General features: G+C 61.5%; 25 protein-coding genes. 15 read left to right on the top strand and 10 right to left on the bottom strand.

Annotated elements, in window-relative coordinates; translation table 11 throughout:
* Position 1: 1 nt before the first annotated feature.
* From uraH to VZP09_RS08335, 3 genes are read right to left on the bottom strand one after another with little or no spacing between them, the layout of a single operon-like run.
* Entirely contained in the window at positions 2-328 is a 327-nt protein-coding gene (gene uraH, locus VZP09_RS08345) for a hydroxyisourate hydrolase (protein ID WP_002904788.1), read from the bottom strand.
* A complete protein-coding gene (gene uraD, locus VZP09_RS08340; protein ID WP_023280064.1) occupies positions 325-825 on the bottom strand; it encodes a 2-oxo-4-hydroxy-4-carboxy-5-ureidoimidazoline decarboxylase in 501 nt (166 codons plus the stop codon). The genes uraH and uraD overlap by 4 nt, the downstream gene beginning before the upstream one ends.
* Positions 803-2,182, bottom strand: coding sequence for a nucleobase:cation symporter-2 family protein (locus VZP09_RS08335; protein ID WP_004184021.1), 1,380 nt, complete (start codon positions 2,180-2,182; stop codon positions 803-805). Before VZP09_RS08335 ends, uraD begins: the two co-directional genes overlap by 23 nt.
* 345 nt (positions 2,183-2,527) lie before the next feature.
* Between VZP09_RS08335 and hpxO the strand changes: the two genes are divergently transcribed.
* Positions 2,528-3,682, top strand: a complete 1,155-nt coding sequence (gene hpxO, locus VZP09_RS08330; protein ID WP_002904783.1) for an FAD-dependent urate hydroxylase HpxO — start codon at positions 2,528-2,530, stop codon at positions 3,680-3,682.
* Here hpxO and hpxR read toward each other — a convergent pair.
* On the bottom strand, positions 3,663-4,586 hold the full coding sequence (gene hpxR / locus VZP09_RS08325) for a LysR family hpxDE operon transcriptional regulator HpxR (protein WP_110210498.1): 924 nt from the start codon (positions 4,584-4,586) through the stop codon (positions 3,663-3,665). The two genes, hpxO and hpxR, sit on opposite strands and share 20 nt — an antisense overlap.
* 125 nt (positions 4,587-4,711) lie before the next feature.
* Here hpxR and hpxD point away from each other — a divergent pair, with 125 nt between their 5' ends.
* Together hpxD and hpxE are read left to right on the top strand one after the other, a co-directional pair.
* Positions 4,712-5,749, top strand: coding sequence for a molybdenum cofactor-independent xanthine hydroxylase subunit HpxD (hpxD, locus tag VZP09_RS08320; RefSeq protein ID WP_023158388.1), 1,038 nt, complete (start codon positions 4,712-4,714; stop codon positions 5,747-5,749).
* 11 nt (positions 5,750-5,760) lie between these two features.
* On the top strand, positions 5,761-6,735 hold the full coding sequence (gene hpxE, locus VZP09_RS08315) for a molybdenum cofactor-independent xanthine hydroxylase subunit HpxE (RefSeq protein WP_165454826.1): 975 nt from the start codon (positions 5,761-5,763) through the stop codon (positions 6,733-6,735).
* Here the strand turns inward: hpxE and VZP09_RS08310 are convergent.
* Positions 6,712-7,950 (bottom strand): MFS transporter, encoded by a 1,239-nt coding sequence (locus tag VZP09_RS08310; protein ID WP_328795040.1) that lies wholly within the window; start codon positions 7,948-7,950, stop codon positions 6,712-6,714. The two genes, hpxE and VZP09_RS08310, sit on opposite strands and share 24 nt — an antisense overlap.
* Positions 7,951-8,055: 105 nt before the next feature.
* On the opposite strand from VZP09_RS08310, the gene VZP09_RS08305 reads away from it, so the two are divergent.
* The gene (locus VZP09_RS08305) at positions 8,056-9,000 is read left to right on the top strand and encodes an AraC family transcriptional regulator (protein ID WP_004190181.1); all 945 of its coding nucleotides are present in this window, start codon (positions 8,056-8,058) and stop codon (positions 8,998-9,000) included.
* Positions 9,001-9,009: 9 nt separating this feature from the next.
* On the opposite strand, the gene VZP09_RS08300 is transcribed toward VZP09_RS08305, so the two are convergent.
* The 3 genes from VZP09_RS08300 to VZP09_RS08290 form a co-directional block, all read right to left on the bottom strand.
* Positions 9,010-9,765, bottom strand: coding sequence for a VOC family protein (locus VZP09_RS08300; protein ID WP_110210495.1), 756 nt, complete (start codon positions 9,763-9,765; stop codon positions 9,010-9,012).
* A gap of 176 nt (positions 9,766-9,941) precedes the next feature.
* The gene (locus tag VZP09_RS08295; protein ID WP_004143501.1) at positions 9,942-10,253 is read right to left on the bottom strand and encodes a cupin domain-containing protein; all 312 of its coding nucleotides are present in this window, start codon (positions 10,251-10,253) and stop codon (positions 9,942-9,944) included.
* Positions 10,254-10,274: 21 nt separating this feature from the next.
* Positions 10,275-10,538 carry a VF530 family DNA-binding protein gene (locus VZP09_RS08290; RefSeq protein ID WP_002904643.1) on the bottom strand — a complete coding sequence of 88 codons (264 nt, stop codon included), beginning with the start codon at positions 10,536-10,538 and terminating at the stop codon, positions 10,275-10,277.
* 282 nt (positions 10,539-10,820) lie between these two features.
* Between VZP09_RS08290 and VZP09_RS08285 the strand changes: the two genes are divergently transcribed.
* The 4 genes from VZP09_RS08285 to VZP09_RS08270 all read left to right on the top strand — a co-directional run bounded on the left by VZP09_RS08285 (position 10,821) and on the right by VZP09_RS08270 (position 14,123).
* The gene (locus tag VZP09_RS08285; RefSeq protein WP_004143503.1) at positions 10,821-11,849 is read left to right on the top strand and encodes an isopenicillin N synthase family dioxygenase; all 1,029 of its coding nucleotides are present in this window, start codon (positions 10,821-10,823) and stop codon (positions 11,847-11,849) included.
* A 23-nt stretch (positions 11,850-11,872) separates the two neighbouring features.
* Entirely contained in the window at positions 11,873-12,679 is an 807-nt protein-coding gene (locus tag VZP09_RS08280; RefSeq protein ID WP_004215027.1) for a MetQ/NlpA family ABC transporter substrate-binding protein, read from the top strand.
* Complete coding sequence (locus tag VZP09_RS08275) at positions 12,676-13,467, top strand: methionine ABC transporter ATP-binding protein (protein WP_002904635.1); 792 nt, start codon at positions 12,676-12,678, stop codon at positions 13,465-13,467. Before VZP09_RS08280 ends, VZP09_RS08275 begins: the two co-directional genes overlap by 4 nt.
* Entirely contained in the window at positions 13,464-14,123 is a 660-nt protein-coding gene (locus tag VZP09_RS08270; RefSeq protein WP_021440109.1) for a methionine ABC transporter permease, read from the top strand. The genes VZP09_RS08275 and VZP09_RS08270 overlap by 4 nt, the downstream gene beginning before the upstream one ends.
* 10 nt (positions 14,124-14,133) lie before the next feature.
* Here the strand turns inward: VZP09_RS08270 and VZP09_RS08265 are convergent, their stop codons facing one another.
* The gene (locus tag VZP09_RS08265) at positions 14,134-15,192 is read right to left on the bottom strand and encodes an NAD(P)H-dependent flavin oxidoreductase (RefSeq protein WP_219995370.1); all 1,059 of its coding nucleotides are present in this window, start codon (positions 15,190-15,192) and stop codon (positions 14,134-14,136) included.
* Between the two features lie 89 nt (positions 15,193-15,281).
* On the opposite strand from VZP09_RS08265, the gene VZP09_RS08260 reads away from it, so the two are divergent.
* Positions 15,282-16,127, top strand: coding sequence for a LysR family transcriptional regulator (locus VZP09_RS08260; RefSeq protein ID WP_110210508.1), 846 nt, complete (start codon positions 15,282-15,284; stop codon positions 16,125-16,127).
* On the opposite strand, the gene VZP09_RS08255 is transcribed toward VZP09_RS08260, so the two are convergent.
* Positions 16,124-17,281, bottom strand: coding sequence for a YbfB/YjiJ family MFS transporter (locus VZP09_RS08255; protein ID WP_083565193.1), 1,158 nt, complete (start codon positions 17,279-17,281; stop codon positions 16,124-16,126). The genes VZP09_RS08260 and VZP09_RS08255 overlap by 4 nt on opposite strands.
* Before the next feature lie 207 nt (positions 17,282-17,488).
* Here VZP09_RS08255 and VZP09_RS08250 point away from each other — a divergent pair, with 207 nt between their 5' ends.
* From VZP09_RS08250 to VZP09_RS08225, 6 genes are all read left to right on the top strand, one after another.
* A complete protein-coding gene (locus tag VZP09_RS08250; RefSeq protein WP_328795039.1) occupies positions 17,489-17,911 on the top strand; it encodes a VOC family protein in 423 nt (140 codons plus the stop codon).
* 155 nt (positions 17,912-18,066) lie between these two features.
* Positions 18,067-19,254 carry an MFS transporter gene (locus VZP09_RS08245; RefSeq protein WP_004179791.1) on the top strand — a complete coding sequence of 396 codons (1,188 nt, stop codon included), beginning with the start codon at positions 18,067-18,069 and terminating at the stop codon, positions 19,252-19,254.
* 228 nt (positions 19,255-19,482) lie between these two features.
* On the top strand, positions 19,483-19,773 hold the full coding sequence (locus VZP09_RS08240; RefSeq protein ID WP_002904624.1) for a hypothetical protein: 291 nt from the start codon (positions 19,483-19,485) through the stop codon (positions 19,771-19,773).
* Positions 19,774-19,981: 208 nt separating this feature from the next.
* Positions 19,982-20,743 carry a trans-aconitate 2-methyltransferase gene (gene tam, locus VZP09_RS08235; RefSeq protein ID WP_110210509.1) on the top strand — a complete coding sequence of 254 codons (762 nt, stop codon included), beginning with the start codon at positions 19,982-19,984 and terminating at the stop codon, positions 20,741-20,743.
* A 160-nt stretch (positions 20,744-20,903) separates the two neighbouring features.
* Complete coding sequence (locus VZP09_RS08230; RefSeq protein WP_002904619.1) at positions 20,904-21,224, top strand: carboxymuconolactone decarboxylase family protein; 321 nt, start codon at positions 20,904-20,906, stop codon at positions 21,222-21,224.
* Positions 21,215-21,532 (top strand): tautomerase family protein (locus VZP09_RS08225; RefSeq protein WP_144777519.1); only part of this gene is annotated, 318 nt, incomplete at its 3' end. The genes VZP09_RS08230 and VZP09_RS08225, both read left to right, overlap by 10 nt.

Raw genomic sequence — 21,532 nt, 5'->3', positions numbered from 1 at the left:
CTTAGCTGCCGCGGTAGGTCGACCACCCGCCCGGGGCGATGAGAAACGGCAGATGGAAATGGTCCTCTGCCGCCTCGCCGATAACAAAATCAATCTGCGCCCGGGTAAAGACGCTCTCGCGCCCGGCGCGGGCAAACCACGCCCCGGTTTCCGCTGTTAAGCAATAGCGCCCCGCCGGCAGCGGCGCGGCGCTAAAGGTGGCGATACGCCCCTGGGCGTTGGTCACCAGGTTCGCCAGCGTCTCGCCCTCCCGGCTCAGGCTGACCGTTACGCCTTCTGCCGGCGTACCGGTGGAAATATCCAGAATATGGGTGCTCAGGGTGCTCATTCGCCAATCACTCCTTCCAGTCTTAACATCGTAATCTCTCGCAGCTGGGCAAGCGCCTCGGCCACTTCTTCGTCGGCGGTATGCTGCAGCCGGCGCGTCAGCGCCTGCAACATCTCATCGCCGCTGCGCCCTTTGGCGCGGATTAAAAACACCCGGCCAAAACGGGACTCGTAGCGGGCATTGCCCTCCCGCAGGGCCTGCGCGAGCCGCTCATTCTCGCTGTCCACCGCCGACTGTTCCTGGCGCGACAGCGCCGCGTGCGCCTGGCCGCCGGTCGGCTTCTCACCGATCCGCGGATGGGCGCTGAGCGCCGCGTTCAGCTCATCCTCTCCCCAGTTAGCCATCGCCTTACGGGCGGCCTGCAGCAGCGCATGGCGGCTGGCGAAAGGTCGTAAGCTCACCAGCATCTCGCCCCAGGCCGGGATCGCCACGCAAGGGGCCAGCAGCCCCGCCGCCTCATCTTTGCTCAGGCTGTTAAACTGACTCAGCGCGATCATCCTGACTCCTTAACGATTTCGTCGCCGCCTGCTCCTGCGGCAGAATAAGGTTCAGCGCTATCGCTACCAGCCCACCGCTGGTGGCTGCCGAACCGAACAGATCGCCGACCATCGGCGGAAAATGGCTGAGAAACGCCGGCACCGACTCCACGCCAAGACCCGCGCCAAACGCCAGCCCCACGATCAGCACATCGCGACGGCTCAGCGGGGTCTGGGTAATAATCCGGATCCCGGCCGCCACCACGCAGCCAAACATCACCATCGTGGCGCCCCCCAGCACCGGCGCCGGGATCTGCCGCAGCAGTTCGCCCACCGGGGGAAACAGCCCGAGCAGGATCAGAATCACGCCAATGTAGCGTCCGACATAGCGGCTGGCCACCCCGGTCATCTGGATCACGCCGTTGTTCTGCGCGAAGGTGGTGTTCGGAAAAGCACAGAGCATGGCCGCCACCATACAGCTGACGCCATCCGCCAGGATACCGCCCTTCAGTCGGTTACGGAAAGCGCGATCGTCAACAGACTGTTGCGAAATCAGCGAGTTGGCCGTCAGATCGCCCACCGCCTCCAGAATACAGACCAGCGACACCAGGGCGACCGGCAGAAATATCGCGCTGTTAAACTGAAAGCCAAACGGAAACAGCGTCGGCAGGCGAAACAGGGTGTCGCCCAGGCTGTGAAGATGGAACTGACCGCTCAGCCCCGCTGCGATGCAGCCCACGGCAATGCCCACCACCACCGAGGAGAGCCGCAGCCAGCGGTTTTTGGCGCAGCTCAGCAGGACGATAACCCCGAGGGTGCCCGCCCCGAGCGCGATATTGCTCATGCTGGCGAAATCCTCGGCCTTTTCCCCACCGCACCAGTTGATGACGCTGACCTTGATCAGGCTGATGCCGATCAGCGCAATCACGCTGCCGGTAATGATGGGAGTAAAGATTTTCTTCAGCGGTTCGATAAAGCGGCTGACAATCACCGGCACCAGAGCGGCGACAAAGTTAACGCCAAACAGCATCGCCATCATATCCTGCGGCCCGCCGCCCTGGGCTTTTACCCACATCCCTCCGGCCACCGTCACGCCGAGGAAGGCAAAACTGGTGCCCTGCATGCAGATCATCCCGGCGCCGATGCCCCATACCCGATTGGACTGCAGAAAAGTGCCAATGCCCGAGGCCAGCAGCGACATACTGATGAGATACGGCAGCCAGTCGCCAAGCCCGAGGGTAGCGCCGATGATCAGCGGCGGCGTGATGATCCCCACCAGGCCCGCCAGCACATGCTGGAGAGCGCTGAAAAAGGCCGGAAGCGGTGGGATCCGCTGTTCAAGGCCGTAAAGCAGGCCACTGTGATGTTCGTCAGACATAGTGATATCCCGTAGCAAAGAGAAGTGCATGGGCTAGTGCACAAAGCAGGCCAGAGACGACAAAAGGGCACCAATAAATTTATTATCACTCCAAAATCATCAACTTAGATTACGCTCGTGATGCATCACCCCTCTCCGCTGCTGAACCAGGCGTCTGAAACGATAGATTCTTAATGCAACATACAGAAACTTTTGATTCATAAAAAGGCAACCAATACCTCACATTGCACCGATGCGGTGCGTCATGAGCCATCGCTGTGCCTCAGGCAGGCGGTTTTCCTCCCTCCAGCGAACTGGTACGCAAATTGCTGTAGTCAGTCACAACATCGGGAGAAGGAGAAAAAAATGAAAGCAATCGTGATTGGCGCCGGCATCGGCGGTTTAAGCGCGGCAGTGGCGCTCAAACAGTCGGGGATCGACTGCGACGTCTATGAAGCGGTGAAAGAGATCAAACCGGTCGGCGCAGCGATTTCCGTGTGGCCCAACGGCGTGAAGTGCATGGCCCACCTCGGCATGGGCGACATCATGGAGACCTTCGGCGGGCCGCTGCGCCGGATGGCGTATCGTGATTTCCGCAGCGGCGAGAACATGACCCAGTTCAGTCTCGCCCCGCTGATCGAACGCACCGGCAGCCGCCCCTGCCCGGTCTCCCGGGCAGAACTGCAGCGGGAAATGCTGGATTACTGGGGACGGGACAGCGTGCAGTTCGGCAAACGCGTCACCCGCTGTGAAGAAGACGCCGACGGCGTGACGGTATGGTTTACCGACGGCAGCAGCGCCAGCGGCGATCTGCTGATTGCCGCCGACGGCAGCCATTCCGCACTGCGTCCGTGGGTGCTGGGCTTTACCCCGCAGCGCCGCTACGCCGGCTACGTCAACTGGAACGGCCTGGTGGAGATAGATGAAGCGCTGGCCCCCGGCGACCAGTGGACCACCTTTGTCGGCGAAGGCAAGCGCGTCTCGCTGATGCCGGTCTCCGCCGGCCGGTTCTACTTTTTCTTTGATGTGCCGCTTCCGGCGGGTCTGGCGGAGGATCGTGACACCCTGCGCGCTGACCTCAGCCGCTACTTTGCCGGCTGGGCGCCGCCGGTGCAGAAGCTGATCGCCGCCCTCGACCCGCAGACTACCAACCGCATTGAAATCCATGATATCGAACCTTTCAGCCGCCTGGTGCGCGGCCGCGTCGCGCTGCTCGGCGATGCCGGACACAGCACCACCCCGGATATTGGCCAGGGAGGCTGCGCGGCGATGGAAGATGCAGTGGTGCTGGGCGCCGTTTTCCGCCAGACCCGCGATATTGCGGCCGCCCTGCGCGAGTACGAAGCCCAGCGCTGCGACCGGGTTCGTGACCTGGTGCTGAAGGCGCGCAAACGGTGCGATATTACCCACGGGAAGGATATGCAGCTCACCGAAGCCTGGTACCAGGAGCTGCGCGAGGAGACCGGGGAGCGCATTATCAACGGCATGTGCGACACCATCCTCAGCGGGCCGCTGGGCTGACCGTCGCCATGGATTCGATCACCGCACTCAGCGTCTGAATGGCCATTTGCGCGGGCCGCGAAAGCTGACGCGAGGGCGCAGTACACAGCGCCAGGGTCAGCGGTCGCAGCAGCGTACTGCGCAGCGGGACAAAGGCCAGCTGTCCACGCTGGACCTCGTCCAGCACGTCGAGCAGGCTAAGGAGCGTCACGCCGCTGCCGCGCAGCACCAACGACTTGATAAGCCGGATATCATTGCAGCTGATGGTATTCTCCGGCGCAAAGTCATGGTGGCGATAGAGGAGCGCCACCCGCTCATGGACGATCAGCGGCGCGCCGGGCACGATATGCCGCTCCAGGCTGAGCTCGCCCAAAGACAGCGCCTTCGCCCCCGCCAGGGGATGGTCCGGACGCATCACAATCCCCACCTCCAGTTCGGCAAAGGCCAGCACGCTGAGTCCAGCCTGCCCCTGCGGATCGAGGATCAGGCCGACGTCCAGGTCCGCCTGACGCACTTTCTGGCTGACGGTGTGGCTGTCAGCCACCTGCAGATCCAGCTCCAGCCACGGCCAGCTGGCGATGATCTCCGCCAGCGCGGCGGCGAATCCCCCTTCCGCCAGCGCCTGCACCATGCCAACGCTAACGCTTCCGCGCTTCATCCCCTGCAGCTCATCGAATTTGTGCCGCGTCTGGCGAAACTCCTTTTGCCAGCGCAGCAGGTTGTCATACAGCAACTCACCGGCGGTGGTCATCCGCAGTCCCTCCGGCAGGCGCTCGAACAGCGGGGTGCCGAAGGCCTCCTCGGCCTGCAGGATCTGGCGGTTAATCGCCGAGGCGGAGATATGCAGCTGCTCGGCGGCCCGGCGCAAGCTGCCGCAGCGGGCCACGGCGATGAAATAGTGCGCGAAACGGGAAAATGGACTCATGGCACCCCTGTACTCTTTTTTGCAACAGCAGAGTGAATTAATGGTGATGGATGTGAACACCCTAATATGACAACAATAATCTCACAACAATAAAACAATCACCGATGTGAGCAGGAAGAGAAATCATGAAGACAACTACCCCCACGCCCCCCGCCCATTGCACCTTTGATCCAGAGGACTGGCTGCGGCTGGCCCGCTGCTGGCACCCGGTGGCCCGCGCCTGCGATATTACCGGCGCCCCGGTGAAAGCCACCCTGCTGGACGAACAGCTGGTTATCTACCGTATTAAAGGCCAGGTGGTGGTCGCCCGCGACGTCTGCCCGCACCGCGGGGTGCCGCTGACCCTGGGGTTTCATGAAGAGGAAGGCATCGTCTGCCCCTATCATGGCCTGCGCTTTGGCGAGGATGGCCGCTGCAACCGCATCCCCTCCAGTCCGGGGCAACCCATTCCGGCCAAACTACATCTCACCAGCTTCGCCGTGGAGGAGCGCTACGGGCTGATCTGGACCTGCCTGGCCTGCGATCCGGACAATCCGCCGCCGTTACCGACCATGCCGCACTGGGACGACGCGGGATTTCAGCAAATCAACTGCCCGGCCTTCGAGGTAAAGGGATTTGCCGGCCGCCAGGTCGAAGGCTTTCTCGATGTCGCCCACTTCGCGTGGATCCACACCGATACCTTCGCCGATCCGGACAACCAGCAGGTGCCGGACTACACCCCGCAGGAGACGCCGTTCGGCTTTGTTGCCGACTACTGGAGCTCGGTGGGCAATTACCCGGCCAGCTCTGATTTCCGCGCGCCGGAAGGGTTCCAGTGGCTGCGTCACTTTGAAATGCATCTGCCGTTCACCGCTACGCTGACCATCCATTTTCCCGCCGACGCCAGGCTGGTGATCATGAACGCCGCCTCGCCGGTGTCGTCCCGGGTGACGCGGATGTTTGCCCCTATTGCCCGCAACTTCGATCTGCACGTGCCGGTGGAAGACGTACATGCGTTCAACCTGCGGGTATTTGAAGAGGACCGCCTGATGGTCGAGACCCAGCGTCCGGAACGGTTGCCGCTGGATCTGACCCTGGAGGCGCATATTCCGGCGGACCGCAGCTCTATCGCCTACCGGCGCGGGCTGAAGAAGATGGGCTTTGGCGATTTCTTTCTGGTATGAGTGGAGGTCATATGCGCGACATACTCCCGGTGGTGGTCGATGGCCTGTGGCGCCAGGGCGCGAAAAACCTGGCCGTTCGTCTGGTGAGCGCCGAGGGGCAATCGCTGCCGGCGTGGACGCCCGGCGCCCATATCGATCTCCATCTTCCCTGCGGGCTGATCCGTCAGTACTCCCTGACCGGCAACCCGGCCGAACGGGATCGCTATCTGCTCTGCATCGCCCGCGAGTCGCAGTCTCGCGGTGGCTCCCGTTATATTCATGACACCCTGCGCCCGGGACAGCCATTGATGATCTCTGCCCCGCGCAACCACTTTCCGCTGCACGAGGGCGGCCATGTGGTGCTTCTCGCCGCCGGGATCGGCATTACGCCGCTGCTGGCGATGGCCCACGCCCGGGCGGCGTCCGGCGCCAGCTTTACGCTGCACTATTACGTTAGCCGTGCGCAGGAGGCCGCCTTCGCCACCGAGATCGCCCGCCAGCTAGCGGGTGGAATCTGCCAGATCCACTGCTCAGACGAGGGGCAGAGTCCGCGCCAGCGGCTGGCGCAGGATCTGGGGGCTCCGGACGCCGACACCCGGGTCTACTTCTGCGGTCCGCCCGGATTTATGGCCCGGGTTCGCGATACCGCGCGGGCGGCCGGATGGGAGGAGGCGCAATTGCACAGCGAAGCGTTCCAGCCGCCCGCCCCGACGGCGGCGTCGGCGGCGGACGGAACCTTCACCATCACCCTCGCCTCCACCGGGGAGCGCTGGCCGGTGCCGGGGGACAAAACCATCGCCCAGGTGCTGCAGGAGCATGGCGTCGCGGTGCCGCTCTCCTGCGAGATGGGGATCTGCGGCGCCTGCCTGACGCCGGTACGCGAGGGAACCGTCGACCACCGGGATACCGTGCAGTCGGAGGCGGAAAAACAGGCCGCAGAGCAGCATATTGCGCTGTGCTGCTCCCGCAGCCTGTCGGCCAATTTAGTTATCGATCTCGCGGGATAAGCGGCCCGTCACCGGCTGGTCGGCGCGGGCGACCGGTTTCACCCGTACGGCGGCGAAAACAATCACCATCGCGCCCAACAGCAGCAGACCGCTGCCGGTGAAGACGCCGCTGGCGCCGTGCAAATCAAACACCGCCCCGCCGCCGGCGGCCCCGGCGCTGATGGCCAGCTGAATAGAGGCGACCAGCAGACCGCCCGCGCTTTCTGCTTCATCCGGCACGGTGGTGGCAAGCCAGGTGGACCAGGCCACCGGCACCAGGCCGAAGGCAAATCCCCACAGGGCGACCAGCAGCCCGGCCAGCATGGTCAGATGGGCAAACGTCACCATCAGCAGCGCCAGAACGCTCATCATCAACGGCACCAGCGCCAGGGTGAGACGCAGGCTACGGCTCAGCAGATAGCTCGCCACCGAAGTGCCGATAAAGTTAGCGATACCGAAGCCGAGCAATATCAGCGAAACCCCTTCGACACTGGCCTGCGCGACGGTCTCAAGGAACGGCCGCAGGTAGGTAAAGAAGGCGAAATGGCCGCTGAAAATCAGGATCGTCGCCAGCATGCCGCCCAGCATACCGGGACGGCGCAGCACTCTGAACAGCGTGGAGAAGGTCCCGACGCTCTCCGGGCGCATGGANGGCAGCACCCACAGCTGCCAGAGCAGCNCCAGCAGGCTGGGTATCGCACAGAGAATAAACACGTTGCGCCAGCCGATCAGCTCCCCGAGGTAGCTGCCGAGCGGCGCGGCCACCACCGTGGCGACAGACACCGCGGAAAAGATGATCGCCAGCGCCTTTGGCACATGGGCCGCCGGCACCAGACGCATCGCCGTGGCGGTGGACATCGCCCAGAAGCCGCCGATGGCGATCCCCAACAGCAGACGGCCCAGTAGGAGAAACGCCAGCGAATCGGCAAAAGCGACTATCAGGCTGGAGACTATCTGCAGCACGGAAAAGAACATCAGCACCCAGCGGCGATCGATATTGCGGGTGGCAGTGGCGATTAGCAGGCCGGTAACTAACGCCACCAGCGCCGTCGCGGTGACCGCCTGTCCGGCCATCCCTTCACTGACGCCGAGGCTGCTGGCCATCGGCGTTAACAGGCTGGCGGGCAGAAACTCGGCCACGATCAGGCCGAACACCCCGAGGGCCAGGGCATAGACGGCGCGCCAGGCAGGTTTGGCGGGAGACAGGCTCGCGTCAGCAGCTATGCAGGAACTCATATACAACTCTCCAGGTTTATTAACATCCTGGTCATCTTAGGGACTTACTTTCGGACGATATATGATGCATACTCTTCAGTTATTGATTATTCGTCCGGAATTGCCATGAGCCAGCCTGCCATCGACCTGACCAGCGAACTGTTGCGCGGTATGCGCCTCTCCGGCGTTAACTACCGGCGCATCGAAACCGCACGCCCGTTCGGCGTCGGCTTTAGCGCCGTGGCGGGTAAAGCCCAGTTCCATTTCATCAGCCGCGGGCCGGTGCTGCTGCGCATGGCCAGCGGAGAACAGTTCACCCTCGAGAGCGGCGATGCGCTGTTTATTCCCAACGGCGACGGGCACGCCCTGCTCTCAGATCCGCAGGCCACGGTGGTCAATGTGGCGCAGCTGCCCAGCGAAACGGTGTGCAGCACGGTAAGTTGTATCAACGCTGGCGACCAGCCTGACTGCCCGGAGCGCGCCGTCATTTTCAGCGGTTGTATGGACTTTGAGCTCGGCGGCATGCAGCCGCTGGTGAAGGCCATGCCCGAGGTGATGCGGGTCAGCAGCCTGCTAAACACCTGGCCGGAGATCCAGCCGCTGTTGGTAGCGATGGAGCGGGAATCGCTCACCCGCCAGGCAGGCTATGCCGGGATCCTCGCCCGGCTGGCGGACGTGGTGGCCGCGCTGATTGTCCGCGGCTGGGTAGCGTGCGGGTGCGGCAACGCCACCGGCTGGGTACAGGTCCTGCGCGATCCCCGGCTGGCGAAAGCGATCTACGCCATGCATCAGCGCCCGGGGGTCAACTGGAAAGTGGAAGATCTGGCGCGGGAGGCGGGTCTTTCACGCTCGCTGTTCGCGGAACGTTTTCTCGCCGCCACCGGCACCACCCCCGCCCGCTATCTCACCGAGCTGCGTATGCGGCTGGCGGTGCAGTACATCACCCATGAAGGCCAGGCGCTGGAAAAAGTCGCCTTCAGCCTCGGGTATCAATCGCTGGCGGCCTTCAGCCGGGCTTTCAAACGCATCACCGGCCAGCCGCCGGGAGCCCTGCGCGCCACGGCACGCTAGAGTCAGCCTTTATGTAAAGCGATACACGCCGTTGCCGACACGAAAGCGCTGCCCCTTAAGCGCCGGGTTGGCGACGCGGAACACCAGTTCGGTCAGCTGGTTGGCAGCCCCTTCACGGAAGATAAATTGCTGGCCGCCCACGTCCAGTCCCTGCTCCCCCAGTGGCGGAAAGCCCAGCAGCGCCTGCCAGCGATCGCGCACAGCCTGCGGATTGACCACCTCGAACACCGCCTGCTCAAGCGTAATGTCGCCCAGCGGATGCGGCACGTCCAGCCTCTGGGCGCGCAGCCGCGTCAGCCGGGTGGCGTCGTCTTCTCCCCACTGCAGCACAAAGGGATAGACCAGCCCGGCAGTGTCGCCATCGATGGTGAAGATCCGCCAGCGGATGATATTGCCCTGCGGATCGTTGCGCTGGCCATCGACAATCGGTGACACTGTCACCCCTGTACGACGCAACTGGTCATAGGTGGCGTCGATGTCGTCGCTGCGCAGCGCCACCCGAAACAGCGCCTCATTCTCCGGCAGCAGCCGTGCGGCGTCGCGCGAAAGAAGGAATTTGTCCGTCGCGGCGCGCAGTTCGTCCGGGTCGGCAATGGCGAGGAATTCGATATACGTCAGGCCAAAATAGCTCAGCGCATTACGGGTTCCCCACCCCGGATGCCGCCCTCCGGCCACCGCCCGCAGCTGCTGCCCGGCAAAGATTTCAATCGCCGCTTCCGGCTGATTCACAAACTGTACTGCGTGGTCCCACTGCAAGGTTGCCATGATCTCTCCCGCGATTGTGCCTGGTCAGGCGCCAGCGGCAAAAGATAGTGCTGGGGTGAAGGGAATGGCAAACAAGAATTAAATATATCGAAAGCTGGATAAGTGATTTATATCAACGCGGTATGTCGCATCTGACAGGCGATGAAACGGCGGGCAAAGAACCGCCCGCCGCGGGGTCAGACCGACCCTTCTTTCTCAATCACCAGAATACGCGCCGCCCCCTGCGGGTGGGCGACATGCTCGCATCCCACCCCGGCGTAGAAGATATCGCCGGCGTTTAGCATGATAACCTGCTCCTCGCCGTCGACTTTCACATGCATCGCCACCTGACCATCCATCACGGCAAACACCTCCTGACCATCATTGATGTGCCAGATATAGGGTTGGTCGGTCCAGTGTAGACGCACGGTGGTGCCGGAAAAATTGGCAATATCCAGCGCGCCCCACGCGCGGTCGGCGGTGAAATCTTTACTGCTCCAGCTCTGCATGGTGGTGTCCTGTGGTAAGGGTTATTTTTTCTGCCAGTTTGCCCAGGGATCCGCTTTCTCCACCGGCGCGTCATCATCAAGGGAGGCGAGATACATAGCCTCTACCTCTTTGCGCGCCCACGGCGTCCGGCGGAGAAATTTGAGGCTGGACTTAATGCTGGGATCGCTTTTAAAGCAGTTAATGTTGACCTGGCGGGCCATTTCCGCCCAACCATAGCGCGCCACCAGGGCATTGAGCAGCGCTTCCAGCGTCACGCCGTGCAGGGGATCTTTCGAGCTGTGCATTACGATACGTCCGTTCCGCATTAAAAAGTGCGCCTACCTTACTGGCTCTCACCGACGGGCGCAACCGGCTTCATTACGCGCTTCGCGCCTATATCTATTTAACGCAAAAGCACTGAACCCCGCGCAGTCATAAATTAGAAAATAACGTTATTGGTTGCTTATTTGGCCTTGAGGCAAGCTGTGTTCAGCCCCGGACAGAGGAAATCACCATGCGCTGCTGTTGTGCCCGAACCCAGAACCTGAATCTACCCATAACTTATTACCCCGTTTTCGGAGAACACAATGAACGCGACCACCCTGCCGATTCTCGACCTGGCCCGCTACGCGGACCCCGCGGATAAAGCGGCCTTCCTGGCCGACCTGCGTCATGCCGCCCGCGACATCGGCTTCTTCTATTTGATCAACCACGGTGTCGACGACGCGCTTCAATATGAAGTTCAGCGCCAGTCCCAGCGCTTTTTTGCTCTCGATGAGGCGCAAAAACAGCAGGTGGCGATGATCCACTCCCCCCATTTTCGCGGCTATAACCGCGCGGCCTCTGAGCTGACGCGCGGCCAGCCTGACTGGCGAGAACAGTTTGATATCGGCGCCGAACGTCCGGCGCTGACCCTCAGCGACGACGCCCCGCGCTGGCAGCGCCTGCAGGGTCCGAATCTGTGGCCTGCCGCCCTGCCGTCGCTTAAACCGGTATTACTTCACTGGCAACAGCAAATGACCCAGGTGGGCATCCGCCTGCTGCGCGCCTTTGCCGAAGCCCTGCAGCTCCCGGAAAATGCTTTCGATCAGCTCTACGGCGACAAACCCAACGAGCATATCAAACTGATCCGCTACCCCGGCCAGCAGGAGACCCAAAGCAGCCAGGGCGTCGGCGCCCATAAAGATTCGGGGTTTCTCAGCTTCCTGCTGCAGGACGAGCAGAAAGGACTGCAGGTTGAGGTCGCGCCTGGAGAATGGATCGACGCCGTGCCGCTGGCCGGCAGCTTTGTGGTCAATATTGGCGAACTGCTGGAGCTGGCGACCAATGGGTATTTGCGCGCTACCGTCCATCGCGTGGTGTCGCCGCCGGCGCAGCAGCAGCGCCTCTCCATCGCCTTCTTCCTCGGCGCCCAGCTTGACGCGGTGGTGCCGGTTTACACCCTGCCGCCCGAGCTGGCGCGTGAAGCGCGAGGGCCGGACAGCGACCCGCACAATCCGCTGCTGCGCGATGTCGGCTGGAATTATCTCAAGGGCCGTCTGCGTTCCCATCCGGACGTGGCGGAACGCTACTATCAGGACGTGTTTCGCGAACGCGCCGAGCAATTGATCGTTTAACCATAACTAAAAAGGAACACACCATGAAATATGCCGCTTTTAAACTGGCAGGGGTCGCACTGTCTCTTTCTCTGGCATGGACGTCTGCCCAGGCTGCCGCGCTGCGCGTCGCCGCGGACCCGGTTCCCCACGCGGAGATCCTCAACTACATCAAAAAAATCGATCCCAGCCTCGATCTGAAGGTGGTGGAGCTGACCAGCGGGGTCAACGCCAATGAACTGCTGGCCAGTGGCGATGTGGATGCCAACTACTTCCAGCATGTCCCNTACCTGAAGGATCAGGAGAAAGCGTTGGGTAAAACCTTTACCGTCGCGGCCACGGTGCATATTGAGCCGCTGGGAATTTACTCGCATAAGCATAAAGATTTCTCATCACTGCCGGAAAACGCCACCGTGGCGGTGCCGAATAACACCACCAACCTGAGCCGGGCGCTGTTCCTGCTGCAGGCGCAGAAGCTTATTAAGCTGGACCCTAAATTTACCGACCCGGCCACCACCCTGGCGACGCCGAAGGATATTGTCGAGAACCCGAAACACCTGAAGATTCTGGAGATTGAATCGCCGCAGATCCCGCGCTCCCTCGACGATGTCGACCTGGCGGTGATTAACGGTAACTACGCGCTGGAAGCCGGCCTGGTGCCAGCGAAGGATGCCCTGGGGCTGGAAAGCGCCGAGCATAACCCGTACGCCAATATTCTGGTGACCACCCCAGCCCTGGCGAATGACCCGCGCATTAAGGCGCTGGCGAAAGATCTGACGTCACCGCAGGTGGCGGAGTTTATCCGTAAAACCTACAACGGCTCGGTGATCCCGGTGGCCCCTCAGTCATGATAACCATCGAAGGGCTGAGCAAAACCTACGCCGGAACCGGCCGACCGGCGCTGAACGATATCGCGTTGCAGATACCGAAAGGGGCAATATACGGCATTCTCGGGCGCAGTGGCGCCGGCAAAAGTACGCTCATCCGCTGTCTCAATTTACTGGAGCGGCCCACCTCGGGCCGCATTCTGGTGAACGGACAGGATATTACCCAGTTGAACAAGGCGGCGCTGCGGGATTATCGCCTGCGCACCGGGATGATTTTCCAGCACTTCAATCTGCTGCATGCCCGCACCGTCGCTGACAACGTCGCGGTGCCGCTGGAGATTGCCGGAGTGCCGAGGGCCGCTCGCGAGGCCCGGGTGCGCGAACTGCTGGAGCTGGTGGATCTCAGCGAAAAGGCCGCCGCTTTCCCGTCACAGCTTTCCGGCGGGCAAAAGCAGCGCGTCGGCATCGCCCGGGCGCTGGCCGCCCGGCCGGAAGTGCTGCTGTGCGATGAGGCGACCAGTGCGCTGGATCCCGAGACCACCGCCTCGGTGCTGGCCCTGCTGGCGGATATTAACCAGCGCCTCAATCTGACCATCGTGTTGATTACGCACCAGCTGGAGGTGGTGAAAACCATCTGTGACCACGCGGCGCTGCTGGAACAGGGCGAGATTGTCGAAAGCGGTAAACTCGCCGACCTGCTGGTGACCCCATGGTCGCGGCTGCGCCAGTCGCTGCTGCACGACCCGCAGGCTGAACAGGAATTTCTTACCCGCCACGGCGTTCAGGGGAGGCCATTATGCGGAGTAGCATGAGCTGGGAAGATTTGTGGCCGTTATTACTCGACGGCACGCTGGATACGCTTTATATGGTGGGCCTGGCGGCCCTGTTTACCGTGCTGATCGGGTTGCCCACCGGCGTGCTGTTATTTATTTCCCGCGCCAACGGGCTGGCGCCGATGCCGAAACTGAACGCGCTGTTAGGCGCGGTGATCAACATCGGCAGGTCGCTGCCGTTTATCGTGCTGCTGATCGCCCTGATCCCCTTTACCCGCCTGATCGTCGGCACCACGCTGGGCAGCACCGCCGCCATCGTGCCGGTGACCATCGGCGCCTTTCCGTTCTTTGCCCGTCTGACGGAAAACGCGCTCGACGAGGTGGACTACGGGAGAATTGAAGCCATTCTGTCGATGGGCGGCAACGTCTGGCACGTGATTTTTAAATCCCTGCTGCCGGAAGCCCTGCCAACGCTGCTGGCCGGGATCACGCTGACCATCGTGATGCTGATTGGTTTCTCCTCCATGGCCGGTGTGATCGGCGGCGGTGGACTCGGCGACCTCGCCATCCGCTACGGCTATCAGCGGTTTAATAATGAAGTCATGTTTGGCACGGTGCTGATCCTGGTGGCGATGGTGCAGGGGGTGCAAATGGCCGGCGATCGGCTGGTGCGCCGCCTGGCCCACCGCCGCTAGCCGTCAGTCATTAGTTCCAGCCGCTCTCTGCCGCCAGCTGGCGGATCAGAATGGCGGCGTCACACTCGCGGATCAACCCCACCCCCTGCCCGGCCCAGTGGGCGCCATACTCATGGACGCCCTGGGCTTTCGCGGCGGCGGCCAGTGCTTTGCCGATATCATACGCCAGCGGATAATCCGGCACGGCGCTCGCCGGATAGCCTTCCCCCAGCGCACAGAAGGCATTCGCCAGACAGCGTGCCGGACGCCCGGATATCGCGGAGGTCAGCACCGTACGCCCGTCAAGACTGTTGTGGATCGCCGCGCGGTAGCCGGCGTCGGCGGCCGATTCCGGACACAGTAAAAACGCCGTACCGAGCTGTACGCCCTGCGCCCCCAACTGCATCACGCTGGCGATCCCCGCTCCGTCCATGATGCCCCCGGCGGCCACCACCGGGATGGTTAGTCGACGCCGCAGAAGTTGCACCAGGGTGAAGGTGCTCAGCTGCGCGTCAGGCGCCTGCGGAGCAAAGATCCCCCGGTGCCCACCCGCCTCATAGCCCTGAGCGACCACCACGTCGATCCCCTGCTGTTCAATCAGCAGCGCCTCCTGGAGCGAGGTTGCCGTCGCCAGGGTAACGATCCCCTGCCGCCGCAGACGCTGGATCGTCTCACCTTCAGGAAGGCCAAAATGAAAGCTCACCACCGCCGGCGAGATGTCGAGAAGCAGCTCCAGCATCGGCGCATGACCGATAAATGTCTGGTAGATCTCGCTTAACGAATCCGGTGGCGTACTGCCATAGCGGGCAAAATGGGGACGTAATGTTGTTGCCCAGTCGGCTTCCCGCCGGGCGTCGCGCCGGGGCGGCGCATGGCAGAACAGATTGACATTGAACGGACGGTCCGTCAGCTGGCGGGTGGCGACTATCATCGCTTCCGCCTGGGCAACGGTTGAAGCGCCCAGCCCCAGCGAGCCCAGCGCACCGGCATTACTTACCGCGGCAGCCAGCGCGGGGGTGGAGACGCCCGCCATCGGGGCCTGAATCAGGGGATAATCAATATCAAGAAGCGAAAGCAGCGGGTTGCTCATGGTTTCCTCATGCATTAACGATGCTGGAGGCTTACCATCTCCTTTAAAGATGGTAAGATCAACATTATTATCGTATTGAGAAGAAAAATATGAACCACAGCACACTCGAGATCTTCATTCAGGTGGCAGAAACGCAGAGCGTCACCCAGGCAGCAAAACGGCTGGGCCGCGCACAGTCCAATATCACGACCCGCATTCAGCAGCTGGAAGAGGAGCTTGCCGTTGAGCTCTTCGTTCGCGGCAACAAAAAAATGGTGTTGTCCCCGGCAGGCGTGCAGTTTCTCAGCTATGCCCGGCGGATCCTGAGCCTGGCGGAAGAGGCAAAGCAGGCTCTGCATCCGACAACCCCAGGCGGCAGTCTGCGTCTGGGCGCGATGGAGGCGACCGCCGCCAGCCGGCTGCCGCCGCTGCTTACCCGCTTCCAACAGCAGTGCCCACAGGTGGATATCACCCTCATCACCCAACCGACCCGCCAGTTAACCGAGGGGGTGTTAACCGCCGCCCTTGATGCCGCGCTGGTCTGCCTGCCGCCAGGGGCCGATGGGCAACCTGCCTGTCCCGCCGAACTGGCATTCACCCCGGTGTTTTATGAAACCCTGATGCTGGTCCGTCCGCAGACCCCGGGTCCGCTGCGGTTCGCGGCATTTGCCAGCGGCTGCAGCTACCGCGCGCTGGGAGAACGCTGGCTGGCGGAACAGCAGGCGGCCGTCGAGGTGCATGAGGTCAATTCCTATCACAGCATGCTTGCCTGCGTGGCGTCCGGGCGCCACGCCTGCCTGCTGCCGCAGAGCGTGCTGTCGCTGATGACGCTTCCCGAAAACTGCCTTAGCGAACCGCTGTGCGAGGCGACCACCCAGCTTATCTGGCGCAGCGGCTTGAGCGCCCCCGCCCTGAGCGAGTGGCGCAAGCTGCTGCAAAGCGTGGCGATTGGCTAAGCCTGGCGTTCGGTAAAGACCAGCCCTGCGGCAATCAGCAGCGCCAGCGCCGCGGCATAGAGCGCCGGGTTAAATGAAGCCGCGATCTGATACAGCGCGCCGGCGATAAGCGGCCCGGCAATCTGTCCCACACCGTACAGTGCAGTCATCGCGGCAATCATATTGAAGCTCACCTGATGGCTGAGACTTTTCGCCTTCGGTAGCGCAATGGTTACGGTGCCCATAAAGGTAAAGCCCACCAAAAGCGCGCTTAGCACGCAAAACAGCAATGAAGCGCTGCAGGCTGGAAGGATCACGCCAAGCGCCTGGACGAGCAGGTTGCGGGTCAGCGCTTGCCGGTATCCCCACTTTAGCACCAGCTTATGCCAGATGAGGCAGGACGGCGCGGCCGCCAGACCAAACAGCGCCCACAGATGGACCGGGTCAACGCTCTGCAGCGAACCGGACAGAAACAACGGCAGATAAGTGGCGGTGATGATATAGCCGAAGCCCGCCAGACCGTAAACCATCAAGAGTCGCCACGCCGCGCGACGGGTATCGCTCCCGGACGCAGGCAGGGAGGTTTCAACATGGGAAACCCGCACCAGTGCAGCCGGCGGAGTCAGTAGCCAACGGATCGCCAGCGCCAGCAGCAGACCGGCGCATAATGCGCAGAGCAGCCAGATCTGCTGGCTGGTGAGGCTCAGGGCATGTCCAAGGGCGATCCCCTCCGCGGAGATAAATATCCCCAGCCCCACCCCGGCATACAGCAACGGCGCCCCGTGATGATGCCCCATATGTTCCAGCAGCCACAGCGAACCTGCAATCAGCGTTATCGCGCTCAGCGCGCCGGCGACGGCGCGCAGCGTAATAATGGTCCACGGCGAGCTCACCCAGGCCAGCAGCGCCAGGCTGGTGATGGTCAACCCGGCGGAGATAATGCTCAGTCGGGTGGCGGCCCCAGGCTGCACCCGCGCCAGCAGCAACGCACCGACCAGATAGCCAGCGTAATTGGCCGACGCGGCGAGATTGCCCTCGTGCAGGGTTAACAGACCTTCATTAAGCATAAGCGGCAGCACGCCGGTGAAGGCAAAGCGCCCATAGCCCATGCCGATCATCAGTACTATCGATCCAGCCAGTGCCAGCCATAAGGCCTGGCGCGATTGGTTATTCATCCACCACCCCACAATGATTCTCAATTTAAGAACAATAATATTGTATAATTCTTTTTTTATTATGCTGAGGAGGTATTGTTGGCGCAAGTCGGATGTTAATCCGCTATGGTATTTACAGAGAGAAGGTNNCGCCTGGGCACGGCTTAACACACGCCGGGCCGATTTACCGGTACAGTATCAACTCAACTTATGCTCACGGGAGTCATTATGTCGTTCTGTCATATGCGCATTGCCAGGCCGGTCAGTGAACTGGACACCACCGCCAGCATGTATTGCGCCGGGCTGGGACTCGAGCTGCTCGGCAGCTTTANCGATCATGAAGGATTCAGCGGGATAATGCTCGGCGCGCCCGAAGCGGGCTGGCATCTGGAATTCACCCACTGCCGCCACCATCCCGTCACCCCCTCGCCAGGCGATGAAGATCTGCTGGTGCTGTACTATCCGCAGCAGGCGGCATGGGAGGCACAGTGCGCAGCCATGGATGCCGCCGGATTTCTGCGCGTTACGGCGTTTAACCCTTACTGGGAGGTCAATGGCGTCACTTTCGTCGACCGGGACGGCTACCGCACGGTATTGCAAAACCGCGCCTGGGGCATGGTGTGTGATTCGTCGGGTATGGCGGCGAGCTGACGCTGAGCGAGGCGGGCGTTAAGCGCTGTAAAAGCAGTTATTTACATTCGTACAAATATCGTTCCCGTCGGTTACCGATAAAACGCTGTCGCGCCTCGCCAGCGTCCTCACGGCGCGCTATGCTACACATCCCGTTGTATTAACCTCTTATCCCTATGAGCACTTCCGTCAGCACTACACAACTCAATTTGCGCATTATTTCGATCGTTGTTTTTACCTGTATCTGCTATCTCTCCATTGGTCTGCCGCTGGCCGTACTGCCGGGCTATATTCACTATCAGCTGGGCTACAGCACCTTTGTGGCCGGAATTGTGATCAGTCTGCAGTACATATCGACGCTGATAAGCCGGCCGCACGCCGGGCGCTACACCGATATCTGGGGGCCGAAAAAAGTGGTCAGCCTTGGGATCGTCTGCTGCCTGCTCAGTGGCGCCTTCACGCTACTGGCGGTAGTCCTGCAGGCAACGCCGATGCTGGCCATTGCCGCGCTGCTGGCGGGCCGGGTGTTTCTCGGCGTCGGCGAGAGCTTTACCGCCACCGGCGCCACCCTGTGGGGGATCAAAACCGTCGGCGCGATCCACACGTCACGGGTTATCTCCTGGAACGGCGTGGCGACCTATGTGGCGATGGCGGTCGGGGCGCCGCTGGGAGTTACCCTCAATCACTATTTTGGCATCAGCGGCTTTGCTACGGTGGTAGTGCTGGTCGCGGCCATCGGTCTGCTGTTCGCTCGTACCCGCCAGGACGTCAAGGTGACCGCCGGCGCCAGAGCGCCCTTTCACGCGGTGGTGCGAAAAATCTGGCCTTACGGCCTGGGGCTGGCCTTTGGCACCGTCGGTTTCGGCGTTATCGCCACCTTTATCACCCTCTACTTCGCCGCGCACAGCTGGCAGGGCGCCGCGTTTACCCTTTCGCTGTTCAGCGTCGGCTTTATCTGCGTTCGCCTGGTGCTGGGAAATACCATTACCCGCTTTGGCGGAGTCCCGGTCTCCCTGGCCTGCTTCATCATCGAAAGTCTCGGCCTGCTGCTTATCTGGCTGGCGCCATCAGCATGGATGGCCGGCGTCGGCGCCTTTCTCACCGGTTCGGGTTTCTCGCTGGTCTTTCCGGCTTTAGGAGTTGAGGCGGTAAAACAGGTGGAAGAGCAAAATCAGGGAACCGCCCTCGGCACCTACTCGGCGTTTCTTGATCTGGCGCTGGGCCTGACCGGGCCGCTGGCCGGCTGGGTCGCCGGGTTCTACGATCTCGCCACGCTGTATCTGCTGGCGGCGATCGTGGTGGCGCTCGCATTCCTGCTGATTTTCCGCGTACATCGGCAACAGCGGCTTGTCGCCAGAGAGTAGTGTGGCCCGGTTCGCGGGCCGCCGCGGTCCGATGACGCCGGCAAAAAATGAATCGGCAATTGACGACGATTCGGCTTCCGTGCCAACATCCCGTCAGCGTCTGGCAACAGATGCATGGACGGTACTGGTAGACAACAGAGTTCGCGCAACGATCCAGCCCGGTACCGTAGTCCAATCCGAATCACTGACCCACACGGTGAATTCCTGATTCTGGCGGGAAACACAGACATGCACCAAAGTTTTAATCAGCGCGTTCATTTCTATTACTGCGTCCTGGTCGCGCTGAAGATGCACGGAAAATCGAAAAAAGCGGGTGGTATCAGGGGAAAGAATAACTTTCTGCTGAAATGGCTGCGCCGGGCGCAGGATAACAACATTTTTCCTCCCGATATCACCAGTGAAATCGAATGGCTGCGAGGAAAAATTATTCAGGCTGGCTATGACACCGATCTCGAGCCGATGCTGGATTTTGTCTACGCCACCGCCAGCCGCGCCGAGGCGCTCAAAAACGCCGAATAGGCTCCTGCGCCCGCCACGGGCGCAGAGACTTTCCCTGCCATGTCTCAATCCCAGGTTCGGCCAACAGCGCAGGCGCAATCCAGCCACGTTCTATTTTGTGACACTGTCACGCACAAAGGTGACCGCTGAGGTTCATTAACCACTGACATGCCGCCTGACGCGTTCTATGCTTTTCCCTGTCTCCCTCCTCACACAGGAACTGCACCCGATGGCCGACTGGAATCCTTCGTTGTATCTGCAATTTGACGCTGAACGTACCCGCCCCGCGGCCGACCTGCTCTCGCGTATTGCCCATCTGCAGGTCGAGCACGCCGTCGACCTCGGCTGCGGGCCGGGAAACAGCACCCGCCTGCTACGCGCCGCCTGGCCGTTGGCGACGATCGTCGGTATCGATAACTCCCCGGCCATGCTGATCCAGGCGGCGCAGGCCTTACCCGACTGCGAATTCATTGATGCCGATATTGCCCGCTGGCGGCCTGCGCAACCGCCAGATGTGATCTATGCCAACGCCTCTCTGCAGTGGCTGACGGATCATGAGACGCTTTTCCCCCATCTGGTAAACCAGCTGGCGGACAACGGAACGCTGGCAGTGCAGATGCCGGATAACTGGCAGGAACCTTCCCATACCCTGATGCGTCAGGTTGCCAGCGAGATGGGGTTGCCGGACCGTGGACGCCAGCCGTTACTCCCGCCCGCCTCCTGGTACGATCTGCTCAGCCGCCAGGGTTGCGAAGTTGATATCTGGCGCACCACCTATTTCCATCCCCTTGCTTCTCATCAGGCGATTGTCGACTGGCTGCAGGGCACCGGGTTACGCCCCTATCTGGCAGGCCTGGACGAGCAGGCCGGAAGCGCGTTTCTCACACGCTATCTCGCATTGCTGGCCGCACACTATCCGTTACAGCGTAACGGGAAGGTGCTCCTGCGTTTCCCACGGCTGTTTATCGTGGCGCGAAAGATCGCCGCCTGACCGTTGGGATAGGTGGGCAGAAAAGCGGAGTGATGAAAGGTGTAAAGGATCGGCTATACCATCCTGATTTTCAGGATTGATAATCCCGAACGTTGCGATATTCAATATCTTAGTCAGCGTGCGACAGTGATGACTCCTTTAACCTGCAAAGAGAATCACTATGAGTACTCCTCCTGTCGATCGCCGAACGCTGGCTGCTATCGCGCCAAAGCTAGCCGAGCTGACCGAAACGGTGCTGTTTGGCGATATCTGGGCGCGTAGCGAGCTGTCGCCCCGCGAACGCAGCCTGATCACCCTTTCCGCCCTGACGGCGCAGGGCAAAACTGAACAGCTGCCGTGGCACATCGCGTTCGGCTATCAGAATGGCCTGAGCCGGGAAGAAATTGTCGAATTGTTTACCCATCTGGCGTTCTATGCCGGTTGGCCGGCGGCGGCCAGCGCCCTGACCTGCCTGAACGCGCAGGAGGCGTCATGCCCTTGACCCGAATTTCGCTTGGCACAGCCTGGCGTCCCGCGGAGTTTGCTCAATTGTCGGCGCTCTTTCATGAGTGTCTGGTGGCGGAGTTCGACGTTCCGTCAGCAGATAGATTTCAGTTTATCGAACGGGCCGCCGATGAGCAGCGCATTTACGACCCGCACTACCTCAGCGAAGGACGCAGCGCCCGCTTCGTATTGTTTCATATTTTCGCTGGAAAACCGCGCAGCCGGGCGCAGAAACAAGGACTCTATCGTCGGCTCTGCGCACGGTTAGACGATGAGATGGCGGTCAGCCCGCAGGACGTGATGGTG

The sequence above is a fragment of the Klebsiella sp. EMBS2024 genome (genome assembly GCF_036233805.1).
GTDB classification, from domain to species: domain Bacteria; phylum Pseudomonadota; class Gammaproteobacteria; order Enterobacterales; family Enterobacteriaceae; genus Klebsiella; species Klebsiella pneumoniae.
Note: the sequence above shows the minus strand (reverse complement) of the source record. Positions and strands in the feature narration are given on the sequence as shown.